General features: G+C 60.6%; 13 protein-coding genes and 1 pseudogene. 10 read left to right on the top strand and 4 right to left on the bottom strand.

Annotated elements, in window-relative coordinates:
- Positions 1-2: 2 nt before the first annotated feature.
- Positions 3-1,199 (top strand): MFS transporter, encoded by a 1,197-nt coding sequence (locus FBZ97_RS18755; protein ID WP_113353400.1) that lies wholly within the window; start codon positions 3-5, stop codon positions 1,197-1,199.
- Between the two features lie 56 nt (positions 1,200-1,255).
- Here FBZ97_RS18755 and FBZ97_RS18760 read toward each other — a convergent pair whose 3' ends face one another.
- Complete coding sequence (locus tag FBZ97_RS18760; RefSeq protein ID WP_113353401.1) at positions 1,256-1,816, bottom strand: thioredoxin domain-containing protein; 561 nt, start codon at positions 1,814-1,816, stop codon at positions 1,256-1,258.
- Positions 1,817-2,212: 396 nt separating this feature from the next.
- Here FBZ97_RS18760 and FBZ97_RS18765 point away from each other — a divergent pair, with 396 nt between their 5' ends.
- On the top strand, positions 2,213-3,307 hold the full coding sequence (locus FBZ97_RS18765; protein WP_145321259.1) for a hypothetical protein: 1,095 nt from the start codon (positions 2,213-2,215) through the stop codon (positions 3,305-3,307).
- Between the two features lie 66 nt (positions 3,308-3,373).
- On the opposite strand, the gene FBZ97_RS18770 is transcribed toward FBZ97_RS18765, so the two are convergent.
- Positions 3,374-4,294, bottom strand: a complete 921-nt coding sequence (locus FBZ97_RS18770; protein WP_113420680.1) for a DMT family transporter — start codon at positions 4,292-4,294, stop codon at positions 3,374-3,376.
- 95 nt (positions 4,295-4,389) lie between these two features.
- Between FBZ97_RS18770 and FBZ97_RS18775 the strand changes: the two genes are divergently transcribed.
- The 4 genes and pseudogenes from FBZ97_RS18775 (at position 4,390) to FBZ97_RS18790 (ending at position 7,320) form a co-directional block, all read left to right on the top strand.
- The gene (locus FBZ97_RS18775; RefSeq protein ID WP_113388779.1) at positions 4,390-5,163 is read left to right on the top strand and encodes a helix-turn-helix transcriptional regulator; all 774 of its coding nucleotides are present in this window, start codon (positions 4,390-4,392) and stop codon (positions 5,161-5,163) included.
- Positions 5,164-5,177: 14 nt separating this feature from the next.
- Positions 5,178-5,332: pseudogene (locus FBZ97_RS34755) on the top strand (type II toxin-antitoxin system RelE/ParE family toxin); the annotation flags it as partial.
- 155 nt (positions 5,333-5,487) lie between these two features.
- The gene (locus tag FBZ97_RS18785) at positions 5,488-6,345 is read left to right on the top strand and encodes an AraC family transcriptional regulator (RefSeq protein WP_145321258.1); all 858 of its coding nucleotides are present in this window, start codon (positions 5,488-5,490) and stop codon (positions 6,343-6,345) included.
- A 99-nt stretch (positions 6,346-6,444) separates the two neighbouring features.
- Entirely contained in the window at positions 6,445-7,320 is an 876-nt protein-coding gene (locus tag FBZ97_RS18790; RefSeq protein ID WP_145321256.1) for an NmrA family NAD(P)-binding protein, read from the top strand.
- Positions 7,321-7,370: 50 nt separating this feature from the next.
- On the opposite strand, the gene FBZ97_RS18795 is transcribed toward FBZ97_RS18790, so the two are convergent.
- Both FBZ97_RS18795 and FBZ97_RS18800 read right to left on the bottom strand, forming a co-directional pair.
- On the bottom strand, positions 7,371-8,429 hold the full coding sequence (locus tag FBZ97_RS18795; protein WP_113331727.1) for a HAMP domain-containing sensor histidine kinase: 1,059 nt from the start codon (positions 8,427-8,429) through the stop codon (positions 7,371-7,373).
- Complete coding sequence (locus FBZ97_RS18800) at positions 8,413-9,105, bottom strand: response regulator (RefSeq protein ID WP_145321254.1); 693 nt, start codon at positions 9,103-9,105, stop codon at positions 8,413-8,415. Before FBZ97_RS18800 ends, FBZ97_RS18795 begins: the two co-directional genes overlap by 17 nt.
- A 237-nt stretch (positions 9,106-9,342) precedes the next feature.
- Here FBZ97_RS18800 and FBZ97_RS18805 point away from each other — a divergent pair, with 237 nt between their 5' ends.
- The 4 genes from FBZ97_RS18805 (at position 9,343) to FBZ97_RS18820 (ending at position 15,269) form a co-directional block, all read left to right on the top strand.
- Positions 9,343-10,527: an efflux RND transporter periplasmic adaptor subunit gene (locus tag FBZ97_RS18805; protein WP_113420677.1), complete on the top strand. Its 1,185-nt coding sequence runs from the start codon at positions 9,343-9,345 to the stop codon at positions 10,525-10,527.
- A 7-nt stretch (positions 10,528-10,534) separates the two neighbouring features.
- Complete coding sequence (locus FBZ97_RS18810; protein ID WP_145321252.1) at positions 10,535-13,693, top strand: efflux RND transporter permease subunit; 3,159 nt, start codon at positions 10,535-10,537, stop codon at positions 13,691-13,693.
- Between the two features lie 280 nt (positions 13,694-13,973).
- A complete protein-coding gene (locus FBZ97_RS18815; protein ID WP_145321250.1) occupies positions 13,974-14,300 on the top strand; it encodes a hypothetical protein in 327 nt (108 codons plus the stop codon).
- A 168-nt stretch (positions 14,301-14,468) separates the two neighbouring features.
- On the top strand, positions 14,469-15,269 hold the full coding sequence (locus tag FBZ97_RS18820) for a hypothetical protein (protein ID WP_113353584.1): 801 nt from the start codon (positions 14,469-14,471) through the stop codon (positions 15,267-15,269).
- Positions 15,270-15,496: the final 227 nt, after the last annotated feature.

Genomic DNA, 15,496 nt, shown 5'->3' on the forward strand with positions numbered 1-15,496 from the left:
TCATGAGCCAGGTGATGAATCCGCCCCGCGCGGCTACGACGATATATCCGGTTATTATGGTGGCGAGCCTTGGCCACTTCATCAACGACGTCACCCAGGCATTGCTGCCGGCAAGCTATCCGGTGCTCAAGACTGGCTTTGACCTGAGCTTCGCCCAGCTCGGCGTGCTGACATTCGTCTACCAGATCACGGCCTCGATCCTGCAACCCTTCGTCGGCTGGTACACGGATGGACGGCCCCAGCCCTATTCATTGCCATTCGGCATGATCTGCAGCTGCGCCGGCATGATCACGCTCGGCATGGCGCCCAATTACCCAGCGCTACTCATGGGCGCGATACTGCTCGGTTTCGGCTCCTCGATCTTCCATCCGGAAGCCTCCCGCATCGCCCGCCTGGCATCAGGGGGAAAGCATGGCTTCGCCCAGTCCCTGTTCCAGGTCGGCGGCAATTTCGGCACCTCACTCGGGCCGCTGCTCGCAGCCTTCTTCATCCTTCCGCGTGGCCAGCATGGAATGGCGGCGCTTGCGAGCCTGGCTTTTGCCGGCATTCTTATTCTCGCTGGCCTCGGCCGCTGGTATCAGCTGAATGGCAGCCATCTGCGCGCGCCGGCGAAATCTGGCAAGCCCCATAAGGCGCTGAGCCTGTCGCGCACCCGCGTCGGTCTTGCCATTGCCGTCCTGATCGCGCTGATCTTCTCGAAGTATTTCTATCTGGCGAGTTTCACCAGCTACTACAATTTCTATCTCATGGCACGGTTCGGCGTGACGGAACGGACGGCTCAGCTCTGCCAGTTCGTGTTCTTCGCCGCGGTCGCCGTCGGCACGATGGTCGGCGGCCCCGTGGGCGACCGCATCGGCCGCAAGAAGGTCATATGGGGTTCGATCCTCGGCATCCTGCCCTTCACCGTCGTTCTGCCCCATGCCAATCTCGAAACGACGATCATTCTCAGCGCGATCATCGGCACGGTCATTGCGTCGGCCTTTTCCGCGATCGTCGTCTACGCGCAGGAATTGCTACCGGGTCGTGTCGGCATGGTGTCCGGCCTGTTCTTCGGCTTCGCCTTCGGCATGGGCGGCATCGGCGCTGCCGCGCTTGGCGTGCTTGCCGACCACACCAGCATCGAGTTCGTATTCGAGCTTTGCGCCTTCCTGCCGCTGATCGGACTTTTGACGATCCTGCTGCCGAACGTCGAAGACTAAGGGCCCTCTGGAGCGAGGGCCCATGGAGGAAACATCGGCGCCTTGTCCTTTGGCTTTCACGAGGCGGAGATTCTCTTCACCCAGGCTTCGACGTCATCGCCGCTGCTCATGTCGGTCTGCACCAGTCCGTCGATCATGAAGGTCGGGGAAACGTGAATGCCGTTCTGCCGGGCATATTTGCAGTGCCACTTGATCTCCCGATCAAGATCCGGGATGGCGAAAGCCTCCTTCAACTTGATACCGCTGTAGCGCTCCAGCCGCTCGATCAGTTCATTCGGCGTCACATCCATATTCGGCCCGCCCGCGTGATGGGCGAATTCAAACTCCTCGCGGTGCGCCCCGATCGCGGCCATCACCTTCCTTGCGGTTTCCCTGCCGCCGCCAAGTGTCGACGCGGCGAGGATGCAGCGCACCAGAACACCCGAATACATATGCCAGGGCTGCGATTGCAGGCGGATCCTGATGGTGATCCTGTCCTCGCCCGCCTGCTCCAGCAAGGCATCGAGCTTGTTGAAGGCCCTGACCGAGAATGGGCAGGTCGGTTCCAGGAAAACCTCGAATATACGAGGTCCGTGACCCCAACTTAGCGGCTCTGCATGCCAGGCGGCATTGGTCATATTGATATCCTTCTTCGGTCTGGAAAATCCATATGGATGCGGAAGCTAAATCATGACGCGCAAAAATGCGCAGCGTTTTTGTGACACCGACACGCGCGAGATCAGAAGTCTTAAGGGCGAGAAACGAATCTGAGAGATCGCGATGCGCTCCGGACGGACTCGTCCGTACCGGTCAAGGTTGCGGTACAAAAAGGTCACACCCAGACGGGTTTACTCTAGCATCACCATGAATTCGTCGAATGGCCTACAACCGGGTATTGAGTCATTGGGTAGAGTGTCTATTTCTTCGCGCCGCAGCTGTGGGCGCAAAGTGGGACTTCCGGAATTTTGCGAGGCCTCTGCTTCGCTTCCTGCTTTGCGGATGCCCACACAATCACTCGGAGTTTCAGGCAGACAATGACATTCCCGACAATCAAACTTCCAGAGAGAGCGCTGAGGCTTGGCCAGAACCTTATTTCAATGCCGAAAGCTGTCTATTTCTCCCTGCCGATCCTGATCGGTCTGACGGTTTTCATGGCTGTTTCCGAAGTGCCGGGCATATTGAGGGATTGGACGATCAGCCAAAATCCCGTCAAGCTCGCCAACGGCGATATCCGCGATGGGAAATGCTCGACCCGGAAGGGCTTCTTCACAACCTGCGAGGCGCATCTCAACTACGTCTACGATGGCCAGGCCTATGACAAGGATGTGGAGATCATGTTCGTCGATATCCATGTCGGTGACTATGACACGGACCTGGTCATCTCCGGTGACCATCCGGACCTGGCGACCCTCAGCCTCGGGCTGGATATGCTGTGGAACCGGATCATAACGCTAGCCGTGTTCGTCGCCCTTCTTGGGGGCGCCTGCATCGCCATGATCTTCCAGATCCTGCGTGTCTGGCGTGTTCGTGGGCAATTGCGCCGGGCTGCTCAGCTCGAGCCGGTCCCGGTGGAAATCACAGCCTTCCAGCGGCGAGGCAAGCGGCTGACGGTGACCTATACCGACAAGATCGCCGGCAGAAAAACCGGGCGCGTGGCCCATACGAACCTCGAGCCAGGACAGGAACCCCTGGTCGTCGGTGCAAAGAACGGCAAGGCGGTGGCGCTCGCCGTCTGGCATGGAAATGCGGCTCTCCCAGTACTTTTGGACAGCCGACTGGAGCGGATCGACATGCCGGCGGAGGAACGTACCGGCATTCTCGCGCCCCTGACATCGGAACTTGGCGGTCATCCGCCGCAGCTCGTGGCTCAAGGGAAGAATGGGCCGTCCGTCATGGCGCGGCTTGCCAGGGTTTTCCTGGTCATACTTCTCTTCGTCGCCGGCATTTTCGGTTACTGGGTCTGGTATGTGACCAGTGCCAGTTCGCAGTTCACCTCGCCCGCCATGGATCTCAACAATATGATGCCGGCGCCACTCAACCGCTGGGGCTGCGATCAGCTAAAGAAGCGCTTCGGTGATCAACGCGCGCCCTTTGGCTGTACAGCCTCGGACTATACGAGCTGGAAGTGACGTTCGACCGACACAGGTGGACGCGGCCTCCAACGAGTCCGCGTCCACCTGCCATGCCTTAGACCGTTACTCGACGATCTCGGCGGCAATTGGAGATGAGCCACGCAACGGCCGGCGGAAAAGCCCGGCGCAGGCGACACCCACCAGAGCGGCGCCGCCGCCGATGACGTGGTAGGCGTGCACCGGCTCGCCGAGCATCACGATGGCGCCGAGCGCGGTGAAGACCGGCAAGAGGTTCATGAAAGCCGCGCAACGATTTGGTCCGAGAATGTGGACGCCGCGCACCCACAGGAACGGAAGAACGACGGAGGCAAGGCCTCCGGCATAGGCAATCAGCGGCAAGGTCTCGGCATTCAGCGAACGTAAGGGCGCAGGCGTTGCCAGGAACGCCGGAAACATGATGACCAGAGCGCAGATCGCCTGCATATAGGTCGATTGCCAGCCAGCGACTGGGAGGCTCCAGCGCTTGAGCAGAACCCCATATACGGCATAGCTCAGCGCCGCTATGAATATCAGCGGATCACCGAGATGCACGCCATCGCGAGCAAGCGCCGTCGGATCGCCGGCACTCACCAGATAGATAAGCCCGGCAAGCGACAGAACTCCGCCGCCGACCATGCCGACGGTCGGCGTATCCTTCAGCACAAAGGCGCTCAAAGCCACCGTAAGCAGTGGCGTCAAGGCCGTGAACACCGCCATGTTTGTCGCCGTGGTCGTTTCCGCCGCCAGATAGGACAGGCTCTGGAAGAAGCACATGGCAAGGAAGCCGAGAATGGCGAATTGCCCGAGATGCGGCCAGATGACGAAGCGGTTTCGCCAGGCGGGGATGGCGACGAAGGTGCTCATCAAGCAGACGGCGAGAAGCAGCCGATAGAAGGTGATTGCCTCCGGTCCGATCGTGTGCGCTGACAGCCGGGAGACAATGACGTTTCCGGACCAGAGGACGATGGCGACGAGGGGATAGAGGAATGCAAGGTTGTTTTTCATGTGCGATAACCATGGACCAATTCGAAGGCCCTGGCTTATCGTCTTGAAGCCGGTCCGTATCACTCTATGATGACCATGATTGTAGAGATTGGGACATGCAAAGCGATCCGACGCGCAAACATCTTGAGTTTCATAATACCCATCGCGCCATGGCGGCCATGGACGTCAACTATCCTGACGGCGCCTCCACCGGCTGGCATTCGCATCCGCGCGGCCAGTTGCTCCATGCGATCGAGGGGGTGATGATCGTGCGGTCGGCGGAAGGATCATGGGTGGTGCCGCCGAACCGGGCGCTGTGGCTCGCCGCCGGGCTGGAGCATGACGTGAAGATGTCCGGCGAGGTCAAGATCCGAACCGTTTTCATCGATGCGACGGCAATCCGCCATATGCCGGCGGAAAGCTGTGTCATCGAGGTTTCGCCGCTGTTGCGCGAGCTGATCGTTGCCGCCGTCCAAGTTCCGCTCGACTATGGGGAAGGCAGTCGAGACGACCGTCTCATGCAATTGCTCCTAGATGAAGTGCGTGTCTCCGATGTCTTGCCCCTTCATCTTCCCATGCCGGAGGATGAACGTATCAAACGGATATGCGAGGCGATGACCGCACATCCTGCCGACACGTCGACCGCGGGGCAATGGGCCGAACGTTTGAATGTAACGGCCAAGACGGTGCACCGCCTCTTCGCCAGGGAAACGGGCATGAGCTTCGCGCGATGGCGCGAACAGGCACGCCTCCTGTCCGCGTTGAGCAAACTGGCGAATGGCGAACGCATCATCGACGTCGCCTTCGATTGCGGCTACGCCAGCCAGAGCGCTTTTACCGCAATGTTCCGCCGGCACTTCGGCAAGCCGCCGTCGGAGTTTTATCGTTAGGCGCGCTTTGCCGGCGACTTCAACGAGAACCCGAGAATCGGCGAGCGGCTTCGAGTTCGGGCCGCGCGAAGTCAGACTGCTACTCGTAGGCCATTTTGAAACGCGCTACGAAATTCAGCAATCGACGATCTACATTCCGCGACTGTGGCACACGAGGCAAGATCGGTGATAGGCTCGAACATCGACATCGGCTCTTCCTGAGCCGAACATTGGATCATTGGCGTAGCCGTGATCCGAAGATGGCTCGACCGAAAGCATCGGCCTAACTATATTCCCTGGATCGTCCTCCATTCCGGACGTGGGATTTGGCGGAAGCACACAATCATGGACCAGTTCAGCAGCACCGCCGCGACCCTCCTCTCCAGCAAGGATCGCGGCTGGAAGGGCCTGGAGGCGAATTTCCTTCATATCAAGGCCGGCCGTACCCATGTGCCGGGGTCGCAGACGCATCGGCTCGGCATTCATTTCGGACGGGCCGTGAATGCTTTTTGCGAATGCGACGGCCGCCAATACCACCGTCGTCAATCGCACGGAGATATCGATATCGTCCCTGCCGGGCTGGATGGCTGGTGGGAGGACGACGGGGACTGCACCATTCTGCGCCTGAATATCCAGCAGGAACTCCTTCAATCGGCTGCGGAAGCACTCGGCGGAAATCCGGATACCATCTCCCTGTCGCCAAAATTCCAGCTTCGGGATTCTCGGATCGAATCGATCGCCTGGGCGATCAAGGCTGAAATCGAGGCGCCGGTTCCGTCGGACAGGACATACGCGGAAGCGCTGGGATTGGCGCTGGCGATCCGCCTGATGGAAGGCGGCGAACAGTCTTCGGTCAGTACAGTCGCGACAGGCGCAACTTTGACAATCCGTCATCAAAGACACCTGAGGGATTTCATCGAAGCCCATATAGATCAGTCGCTGTCCCTTGGCGATCTCGCCGCGACGATCGGTCTCAGCGTATCGCATTTAAAGCCACTCTTTCGCGCCACTTTCGGCATGCCGGCTCATCACTATGTACTGACGCGCCGGATCGAGCGCGCCAAACTGCTCATCCTGTCCACCGACATGCCGCTCGCAGAAATCGCTTTGGCGACGGGGTTTGCCCATCAGAGCCACATGACGCACTGGATGCGGCGGATCCTCGGCCTCACCCCCGGCATGCTGAGCCGAATGCATTCATGACTTCGATTGTCGTCCAAACCTGCAATTGACCGTCCGAACCTGCGCGATCCCATGCGCATACAGGGCTAGGCTGCAGCAGGATCGACAGGAGAAGATGCAATGCATGCAATTCTGGGCGCCACCGGCAAGGTTGGCCGCACGACCATCACCGCACTGCGCAAGGCCGACGTTGCTGTCCGCGCAATTCTGCGCGATGGCTCGAAAGCACAGGCTTTTTCCGATCTCGGCTGCGAGATCGCCATTGCTGATATACATGACCGGGAGGCGCTGGCGACCGCATTCAAAGGGGTAAGCGCCGTCCAGATCATCTGCCCGGTCGATATTCGTGCCGTCGAGGCCTATTCCAGCATGAAGCGAGTGGTGGACTGCCTTGGCGAAGCCCTAATGGCCGCCAGGCCGCGAACCATTCTCGCCATTTCCGACTATGGCGCACAGCATAGCTCTGGCACCGGCGTCACCTTGATCTTCCACGCCCTCGAAGCACGGCTGCGTCAGCTGGAGGCCCGAAGACTTATCCTGTTGAGGTCGGCCGAGCACATGGAAAACTGGGGACGTCTGGCGAAGCTGGCGGCAGAACGCGGCCGATTACCGAGCTTCTATGATCCGCTGACCAAGCCTCTTCCGACCATCTCCGCCCACGATGTGGGCTTGCTCGCCGCCGAGCTGCTTTTGGAGAAGCAGGACGCCGCTCTCAGGATCGTCCATGCAGAGGGTCCCCGGCGCTATACGCCGAACGACGTTGCGACGGCCATCGGTTCACTGACCGGTCGCGATGTCGTTGCCCAGCCGCTTCCCGAGAGCCAGTGGCAGGCCGCGCTCATCGGCGCGGGCCTATCCGAGGACTACGCGCGACTTCTCGTCGAGCTTTACGCCGCTCATAATGCGGGCCGAATAGACGCTGAACAAGATGTCGGTGAAATTCGTCGAGGCCGGAGCGAACTAGCGGAGGTATTGGGGCGGATTCTCACCGCCTGAGGCAGTCCCTGCATGCCCGCAACGGATCGTTTGCCGCCCACCACACCATTTCAGCAGCCCGGGATCGTCAGCACGACGGTCGTGCCGCCGCCCTTGCGGCTGTCGATCGTCGCGTGGCCGCCATGTGCCTCGGCTATGGCCTTGACAACGGCGAGGCCGAGGCCTGACCCACCGCCTCTTCGTGTTCTGGCATCGTCAGCTCTCCAGAACCGTTCGAAGGCCCGTTCGCTCTCCGCAGCCGTCATGCCCGGACCGTCATCCGAGATCATGATGACGCACAGATTGTCGACTGCTTGCGAGGTCACCGCTAGCGTCGAGCCTGGAGCGTAGCGCGCGACATTGTCGATGAGGGCAAGGACGGCCTGCCGGATACGCGCCCGGTCGGCAATGACAGGCATCTCCTGCAAGTCGGATTCGATCCTGATGTTGAGGTTGGAAAGCGTCGGCATTACGGATTCGAGGATGTCGCCGATTTCCTCTCCGAGGTCGAAGCGCGATTGCTGCAGCTCCATGCGCCCGGCATTCATCAGCGAAAGCGTCCTTAGGTCGTCGACGATGCGCGTCAGGGCATCTATATGCCCTATCAAACCGCGAAACACCTCCTGGCTCGGTTCGAACACCCCATCCGCCAGCCCCTGCATGCGGCCGCGCAGGATCGTCAGAGGCGTGCGCAGTTCGTGCGCGATCGCCGAATTTGAATATTGGAGTTCCTTTTCCGCTCTTTGCAGCTCCTCCGCCATGCGGTTGAAGTCGTTGATCAGACGGTCGGCTTCGCCAAAACTGCCTTCGCCGGTCGCCCGGCCGGCAAAGTCTCCCTCCGCGATGAGACGCGCAGCCTCCGTCACGGCCGTCAGGGGCTTCACAAGGCGCCTGGCGAGCCGCCATCCAACATAGGCGCCGACGGCCTGGCCGATCGCCACGTTGATGCCGAGCACGACGAAATCGCTGACTGCCCAATCATCCGGCGGAGCGGAGTCCTTGAATAGCCATTCGTAGGCATAGCCGTAGATCAGGAATCCGAAAAACATCACCGACAGGGCGACGAAAGCCACGATCGTCGTCGACCAGATGATTTGCCTGTTAAGGCTGTTGCTAACCGAAGTCGCCAAGGCGGTAACCCACTCCCCTGACGCCATTGAGAAGATCGCCGACACCGGCGGCATCCAGCTTGCGGCGAAGTTTGCTCATGTGGCTGTCCACGGTGCGGTCGAGCGCATCTCCCTCGGGAAGGCAGGCATCGACGATTTCGCCGCGTTCGAAGGCCCTGTTCGGGAAGCCGGCCATGTATTCGAGGATGCGGAATTCGGTGCGCGTCAGGTTCAACGGGATGCGGCTTTCGCCGTCCTCCACCACCGCCATATGGGCTACCGGATCTATGGCGAGCCTGCCGACCCGCAGCACCTTATTCGCAGCGCTTCCCGTCGCCCTCCTTAGAACCGCCCGCGCCCGGGCGACCACCTCGACAGGGTTGAACGGCTTGACCACATAGTCGTCGGCGCCCGAGCGCAGCCCATGCAGCTTGTCGAGGTCGTCGGCGAGCGCGGTGACCATGATGACGGGCGTATCGCTTCTTTGGCGAATGGTGGCAAGCACGGTGTGACCGTCAAGCTTCGGCAGCTTGATATCGAGCACCACGAGATCCGGCCTCAGCCGCTGGTGATGGGAAAGCCCGATCTCGCCATCCGAGGCCGTCAGCACCCGAAATCCCTCGCTCTCGAAATAGCGTTCAAGGATATCGGAAATCTCCGGCTCATCTTCCACGATCAATATCAGCGCGTTTTCCATCCAGGGCTCCTTTGCCCGGAAGAAACGTCAGACGGGCCTGCACGTCAATATTCCTCCACCCTCCTCCATGAAACCTCCACAAAACGTCGACCAAAGAACAACAATCCCGATGTTTGCTTAGGCTCGGACGAAAGTGCCACTCGCGCCCGGCGTTGAAGCGGCTCCTTTCGGATAGTTCATGCCGGCAAGACGCGAAGCGACGATCTCGGCGCGTCACGGCCAATTGGGAATACATTCATGCGATCTGCATTCGAACTGCCTTGCTGGAAGGCAATATTGGCGGCGGCGGCGATGCTCGCGCTGGTTTCCGGCCACGCGTACGCACAGGGGAGCGGCGAAACGCCCCCGCCCGCCGTCGGTGTCCTGGAAATCAAGGCGCATCCGGTCCCTGTCATGAGCGAGCTTCCCGGACGCATAGCCGCGACCAGGATCTCCGAAGTGCGTGCTCGGGTCTCGGGCATCCTCCAGGAGCGCGTCTTTCAACAAGGCAGCCTCGTCCATCAGGGCGACGTTCTTTACCGGATCGACCCGAAACTGTTTCAGGTGCGGGTGGCGAGCGCCAAGGCGGCCTTGCAGAAGGCAAAGGCCGTGCAGGCCAATGCCAAGCAGCAACTGGAACGCCAACGCTCGCTCCGTGAGCGCAATGTCTCGACGGCCGTCGACTACGATACCGCCGCCGTCAATCTTGCCCAGGCCGACGCCGATGTCGCGTCCCAGGAAGCGGCGCTCGACGAGGCGGAGATCAATCTCGGCTATACGCAGGTGCGGGCACCCATCACCGGCATCATCGGCGGAGCCCTCGTAACCGAAGGAACACTCGTGACTGCCGAGGGCGCGTCCAACCTCGCGCTCATCCAGCAGATCAATCCGGTCTATGCCGACTTCACGCAATCGGCGCAGGATCTCCTGGCGTTGAAGCGCGCCGTCAGCGAAGGCAAGCTGCAGAGCCCGGCGCCCGGAGAGGCGTTGGTCGAACTCGTCCTCGATGGCGGGAAAAGCTATTCCAAGTCCGGCAAGCTTTTGTTTTCGAATGCGAATGTAGACCCCAATACGGGACAGGTCACGCTGCGCGCGGAATTTCCCAATCCCGATGGCGATCTTCTGCCGGGCATGTATGTGCGTGTGCGCATCGAGCAGGCCGTCCAGAAGAGCGGCATTACCATTCCGCAGAGAGCCGTGACGAGGGACGCCGAAGGCAATCCTCAGGTCCTCGTGCTCTCTTCCGATCAAACGGCCCAGATACGCAATATCGCCCTCGGCGCATCCCTCGGCGCCGAATGGATCGTCCTTTCGGGCCTGAAGGACGGCGAAACCATCATCGCCGAAGGGGTCCAGAAGGTCACGCCCGGCGGCAAGGTCGCCGCCGAACCATGGACGCCACAAAACGCGGAGCCGAACACCGCAGACCAGGCCGCAAAGTAATTAAATCATGGCACAGTTCTTTATCGGGCGACCCGTCCTCGCATGGGTCTTCGCTTTCTTCATCATGATCGCGGGGATCATTACGATTCCTGTATTACCGGTGGCGCAATATCCCGCCGTCGCTCCGCCGCAGCTCTCCATTTCCGCCTCCTACCCCGGCGCTTCCCCGCAGGAAATCTATCAGGGGGTTACCCGCCTGATCGAGGAGGAGCTGAACGGCGTCCATGGCATCGCCTATTTCGAATCGACCTCCGACAATTCCGGCTCGGTGAGCATCAATGCGACCTTCGTCTCCGGAACCGATATCGGCAAGGCGACCGTCGACGTCCAAAACGCCGTTCGACGCGTCGAGGCGCGGCTGCCGCAGGCGGTCCGCACGCAGGGCATTCAGGTTGAGGAAGCGAGCGCCGGCTTCCTGTTGATCGCCGCCCTGACCTCGACCGACGGCAAGATGGACGAGATCGCGCTTGGCGATTACATCAACCGCAATATCCTTGGAGAGCTGCGCCGTTTGCCGGGCGTAGGCCGGGCTCAGGTCTTCGCCTCACAGCGGGCGCTACGCGTCTGGATCGACCCGGATAAGATGGTGGGTCTTCACTTGACGGCGGCAGACATCGGTGCGGCAATCGCAGCCCAGAATGCGCAGGTCGCGGCCGGCCAGATCGGCGCCACGCCCAATCCGGTCGGCCAGGATTTGACCGTGACCGTGATCGTCGAAGGCCAGCTCGACAGTGCGAAGCAATTCGGCGACGTCATCCTCCGCGCCAATCCCGATGGCTCGACCGTGCGCCTGCGCGACGTCGCGCGCGTCGAGGACGGCGCGGAAACCTATTCGACCGCAAGTCGGCTCAACGGCAATCCGAGCGCCGGCCTTGCCATCCAGCTTTCCTCGACCGGCAACGCCGTCGCCGTGTCGGGCGCCGTCAGGGCGAAAATGGACGAACTGTCGAAATTCTTCCCGAAGGGCGTCGAGTACTCGATACCCTACGACACCAGCCCCTTCGTCAATGCCTCGATCGAGAAGGTCGTTCACACGCTCATCGAGGCGATCGTGCTCGTCTTTATCGTGATGTTCGTCTTCTTGCAGAACTTCCGCTACACGGTCATCCCGACACTCGTCGTGCCGGTCGCGCTGCTGGGCACCTGCGCCATCATGTATGCGACAGGCTTCTCCATCAACGTGTTGACCATGTTTGCCATGGTTCTGGCGATCGGCATCCTTGTCGACGACGCGATCGTCGTGGTCGAGAATGTCGAGCGCATCATGGCCGAAGAAGGTTTGCCCCCGAAAGCCGCGACGCAGAAGGCGATGAAGCAGATCACCGGCGCCATCCTCGGCATTACATTGGTGCTGTCCTGCGTCTTCATTCCAATGGCATTCTTCCCAGGAGCCTCCGGTATCATCTACCGCCAGTTCTCGCTGACCATGGTCGCCTCGATCATGTTCTCGGCCTTTCTGGCGCTGTCGCTGACGCCGGCGCTCTGCGCCACCTTCCTGAAGCCAATCGACGGAAATCACCATGAGAGGAAGGGTCTCGGCGGCTGGTTCAATCGCAAGTTCGATGGAATGACCGCGAGCTACACCGAGATCGCGGCTGGGCTGGCGCGGCGGCCGGGACGCGTGATGGGCGTCTATCTCGCGCTCGTCGTCGGCCTCGGCTATCTTTTCGTCAACCTGCCTGGTTCCTTCGTGCCGGAGGAAGATCAGGGCATCCTGATCGTCGATATCCAGGGACCGCCGGAAGCGAGCGCCAATCGCACGATCGCGTCGCTGGAGCAGATCGAAGCGATTTTCAGGGCAGAACCGGCTGTCGAGAACGTCTTCGCCGTCCAGGGCTTCAGCTTCTCCGGAAACGGCCCGAACTCGGCCATCGCCTTCGTGACGCTCAAGGACTGGGCCGTTCGGCCGGCAGGCAGTTCGGTGCCTGAAATCGCCGAGCGCGTCAACGCACAGCTCGCCGGATTGAAGGACGCCACCTCCTATGCGCTGTCGCCGCCGCCGATCGACGGCTTCGGCACAGCAAGCGGTTTCTCCCTCAGGCTCCAGGATCGCTCCGGGCGCGGGCAAAAGGCGCTGAAGCTGGCCGGAGACGAGTTGATGGCAAAGGCGGCCGAGAGCAGCGTGGTGACGAATGTCCGCATCGAGGGAATGCAGGAGGCTGCGCAGATCGTGCTGGCGATCGACCGCGAAAAGGCAAACACTTTCGGCGTCGGCTTCTCCGACATCAACGATGCGATCACCACAAGCCTCGGCTCTTCCTATATCAACGACTATCCGAATGCCGGCCGCATGCAGCAGGTCATCGTGCAGGCGGACGGCCGCAGCCGCATGCAGGTGGAAGACATGATGAAACTGAACGTTCGCAACGCAAGCGGCGGGATGGTGCCGCTCTCGTCGTTCGCGACCGCCGACTGGCGCAAGGGCGATCCGCAGATCGTAGGCTACAATGGTTATCCGACGATCCGCATCACCGGCGAGGCAGCGGTAGGCAAGTCTTCGGGTGCTGCGATTGCCGAGATGGAACGCCTCGCATCCGAACTTTCCGACGGCTTCGGCTACGAGTGGTCCGGCCAGTCGCGCGAGGAAATCACCTCCGGCAGCCAGGCGCCGATCCTCTTCGCCTTCAGTATCCTCTTCGTCTTTCTGCTGCTTGCAGGCCTTTATGAGAGCTGGTCGATCCCGCTATCGGTCATGCTTGTCGTCCCACTCGGCATCATCGGCTGCGTGCTGGCGGCAATCCTGCGCGAGATGCCGAACGACCTTTATTTCAAGGTTGGGCTCATCGCGATCATCGGCCTGTCGGCGAAGAACGCCATCCTGATCGTCGAGTTCGCAAGGGATTACTGTGCTCAAGGCAAGTCCCTGCTCGATTCGGCGATCGAGGCGGCCCGTGTCCGCTTCCGCCCGATCGTGATGACGTCACTTGCCTTCACGCTCGGCGTCGTACCGCTCGCCATCGCCACCGGTCCCAGTGCCGCCAGCCAGAACGCGATCGGCACCGGCGTCTTCGGCGGCATGGTCTCCGCGACAATCCTCGCCGTCTTCTTCGTCCCGGTCTTCTTCGTCTTTGTGCTGTCCCTCCTCCGGACCAAAAGACCGGCCGAAGAGAAGGGTGCGGGCGCCGACGTCCCGCCCGCACCCACTGCTCACTCCGGTTCCGGATAAGGTGTGAAGGGGATAAGAGTGGAAGCGGCCTGAAATGTTCGAGGCCTCTTCCGTTCATGACCAATCGGGTCTGTTAGAAGCCGGGCTGGGAGCGCTGGATGCCGGCCCACTGATCCTGCTTTAGAGAATCGAGGCCGCGAGAGACGGATTGTAGGTTGGAGATCGAACATGATGATCGTCATTCTTACGATCCGGCCTTTGGCGATTTCAATCGCTTCACGTCGCGCGCAATTCCTGACATATATGCGGAGAGGCGACTTGCCGTCGTGGATATGGCGTCATGAACGGGTCAACACCGGAAAAAAGCAAGTTGCGGGCACCCGCGGGCGCCGTCACGGGGCTTTGCTCGGCGTCCGCGACGATGTTTGCAGTGGGAATGGCCTTTCTGGGCTATTGGGGAGTGTATGAGCAGGGGCCTTGGCGCATATCCGATTATTTCGTCGTGGCCTTAGCCATTATCGGATTCGCGGCTCTCGGCTCCGTGCCCTGGATCGTAACGACGCCGGTAGCGGAAGAAGAGGCGGAGAAAGTTGTCGGTGCCAGGCGCGCGTTGGCACTTGGGGTCGCCTTGATCTGGCTGTCCGTTTGCATCGCGGTATGCACCTGACCCATTCTGCCAACTTGTCGCATAGCTGATTTCAAAACTCCCCCGGCTGCAAGGGATACCGGCCTGCTGGGCTATGCGAACACCCGTGAAAGGATGGAGCTTTTATCCTCCCGCTTCCTCGATATACATGACATAATCAACGGCCATATGGAGCAGGAGCATTTTTCGATGCAGCGCGAAGCGGTGTGGACGCTGGCTTTGTTTATTCTCCTCGTGTTTAGCGCCGCGCTCGGTTCGATATTGCGCGCGAGATTACCCGCCCCGCATCGCGGCAACGAGACGATGGACTTTCTCCGGGTCGTTACAGCCCTTCTTGTCACCTTTGCCGCACTCGTCATGAGCTTGCTCCTGGCATCGGAGCTGAACGCATTCACAACGGCGTCTCACGATCGCAACCGCTACGCCGCCAGCCTGGCAGAGATGGACCGCTGTCTGAGGAATTACGGCCCGGCATTGGATCATGAGCGACAACTTCTGCGCGGCTACACAACCGCCGTCATTGCCAGCACATGGCCAGGTGAGCCAGTTCCAGCGGGGGTGACATATCCCGACATATCAAAATTGCCTTTGACTGGCGAAGCGCCCGTTCTTGGAGCAATTCTCAATGATATGGGTCTCGGCATTGCCCGCGAGCGGCCCACCGATCCCTTGCATCAGTTGCTCGTGACCCGTTGTAATCAGCTCTTCAGTGATCTCCTGGCGGCGCGATGGACCGTGATCGAGGACGCGCACGGCTCGCTTTCGGCACCGTTTCTTGGTGTCCTGATCTTCTGGCTTATGCTGGTATTCCTAAGCTTTGGTCTTCAGGCCCCCAGAAACCCGCTCACCGGCTCCATTGTCACCGTCGCCATCATTTCGGTGGCGAGCGTCATGTTTGTCATCTTGGATCTCGACCTTCCCTATGGCGGTCTCTTCGGCATTTCGAGCGAATCCATGCGGCATGCGCTCGCCGATATGCTGGCGCCATAGCAGTCGACAAAGCCGTGTACATCGCTCGATCGACGCGTGGGCGCGAAATCATCGGATCGAAACTCGATAGCTGGCGAACGTGCGCGTCTTGCAGCTATGATATGGCGCGCAGGATCCTGGAGAAGGCAGGCGTGAGGGTCGCACCGGGCTCGGTTTTCGGGCCTGGGGGGAAGATTGCGACACATGTGTTTTGCCGTTGATCCTGGCGCTCATCGAGGAAGGTGCGA

It is taken from the genome of Rhizobium sp. ERR 942, assembly GCF_007828395.1.
In the GTDB taxonomy this organism is placed as follows: Bacteria; Pseudomonadota; Alphaproteobacteria; order Rhizobiales; family Rhizobiaceae; genus Rhizobium; species Rhizobium dioscoreae.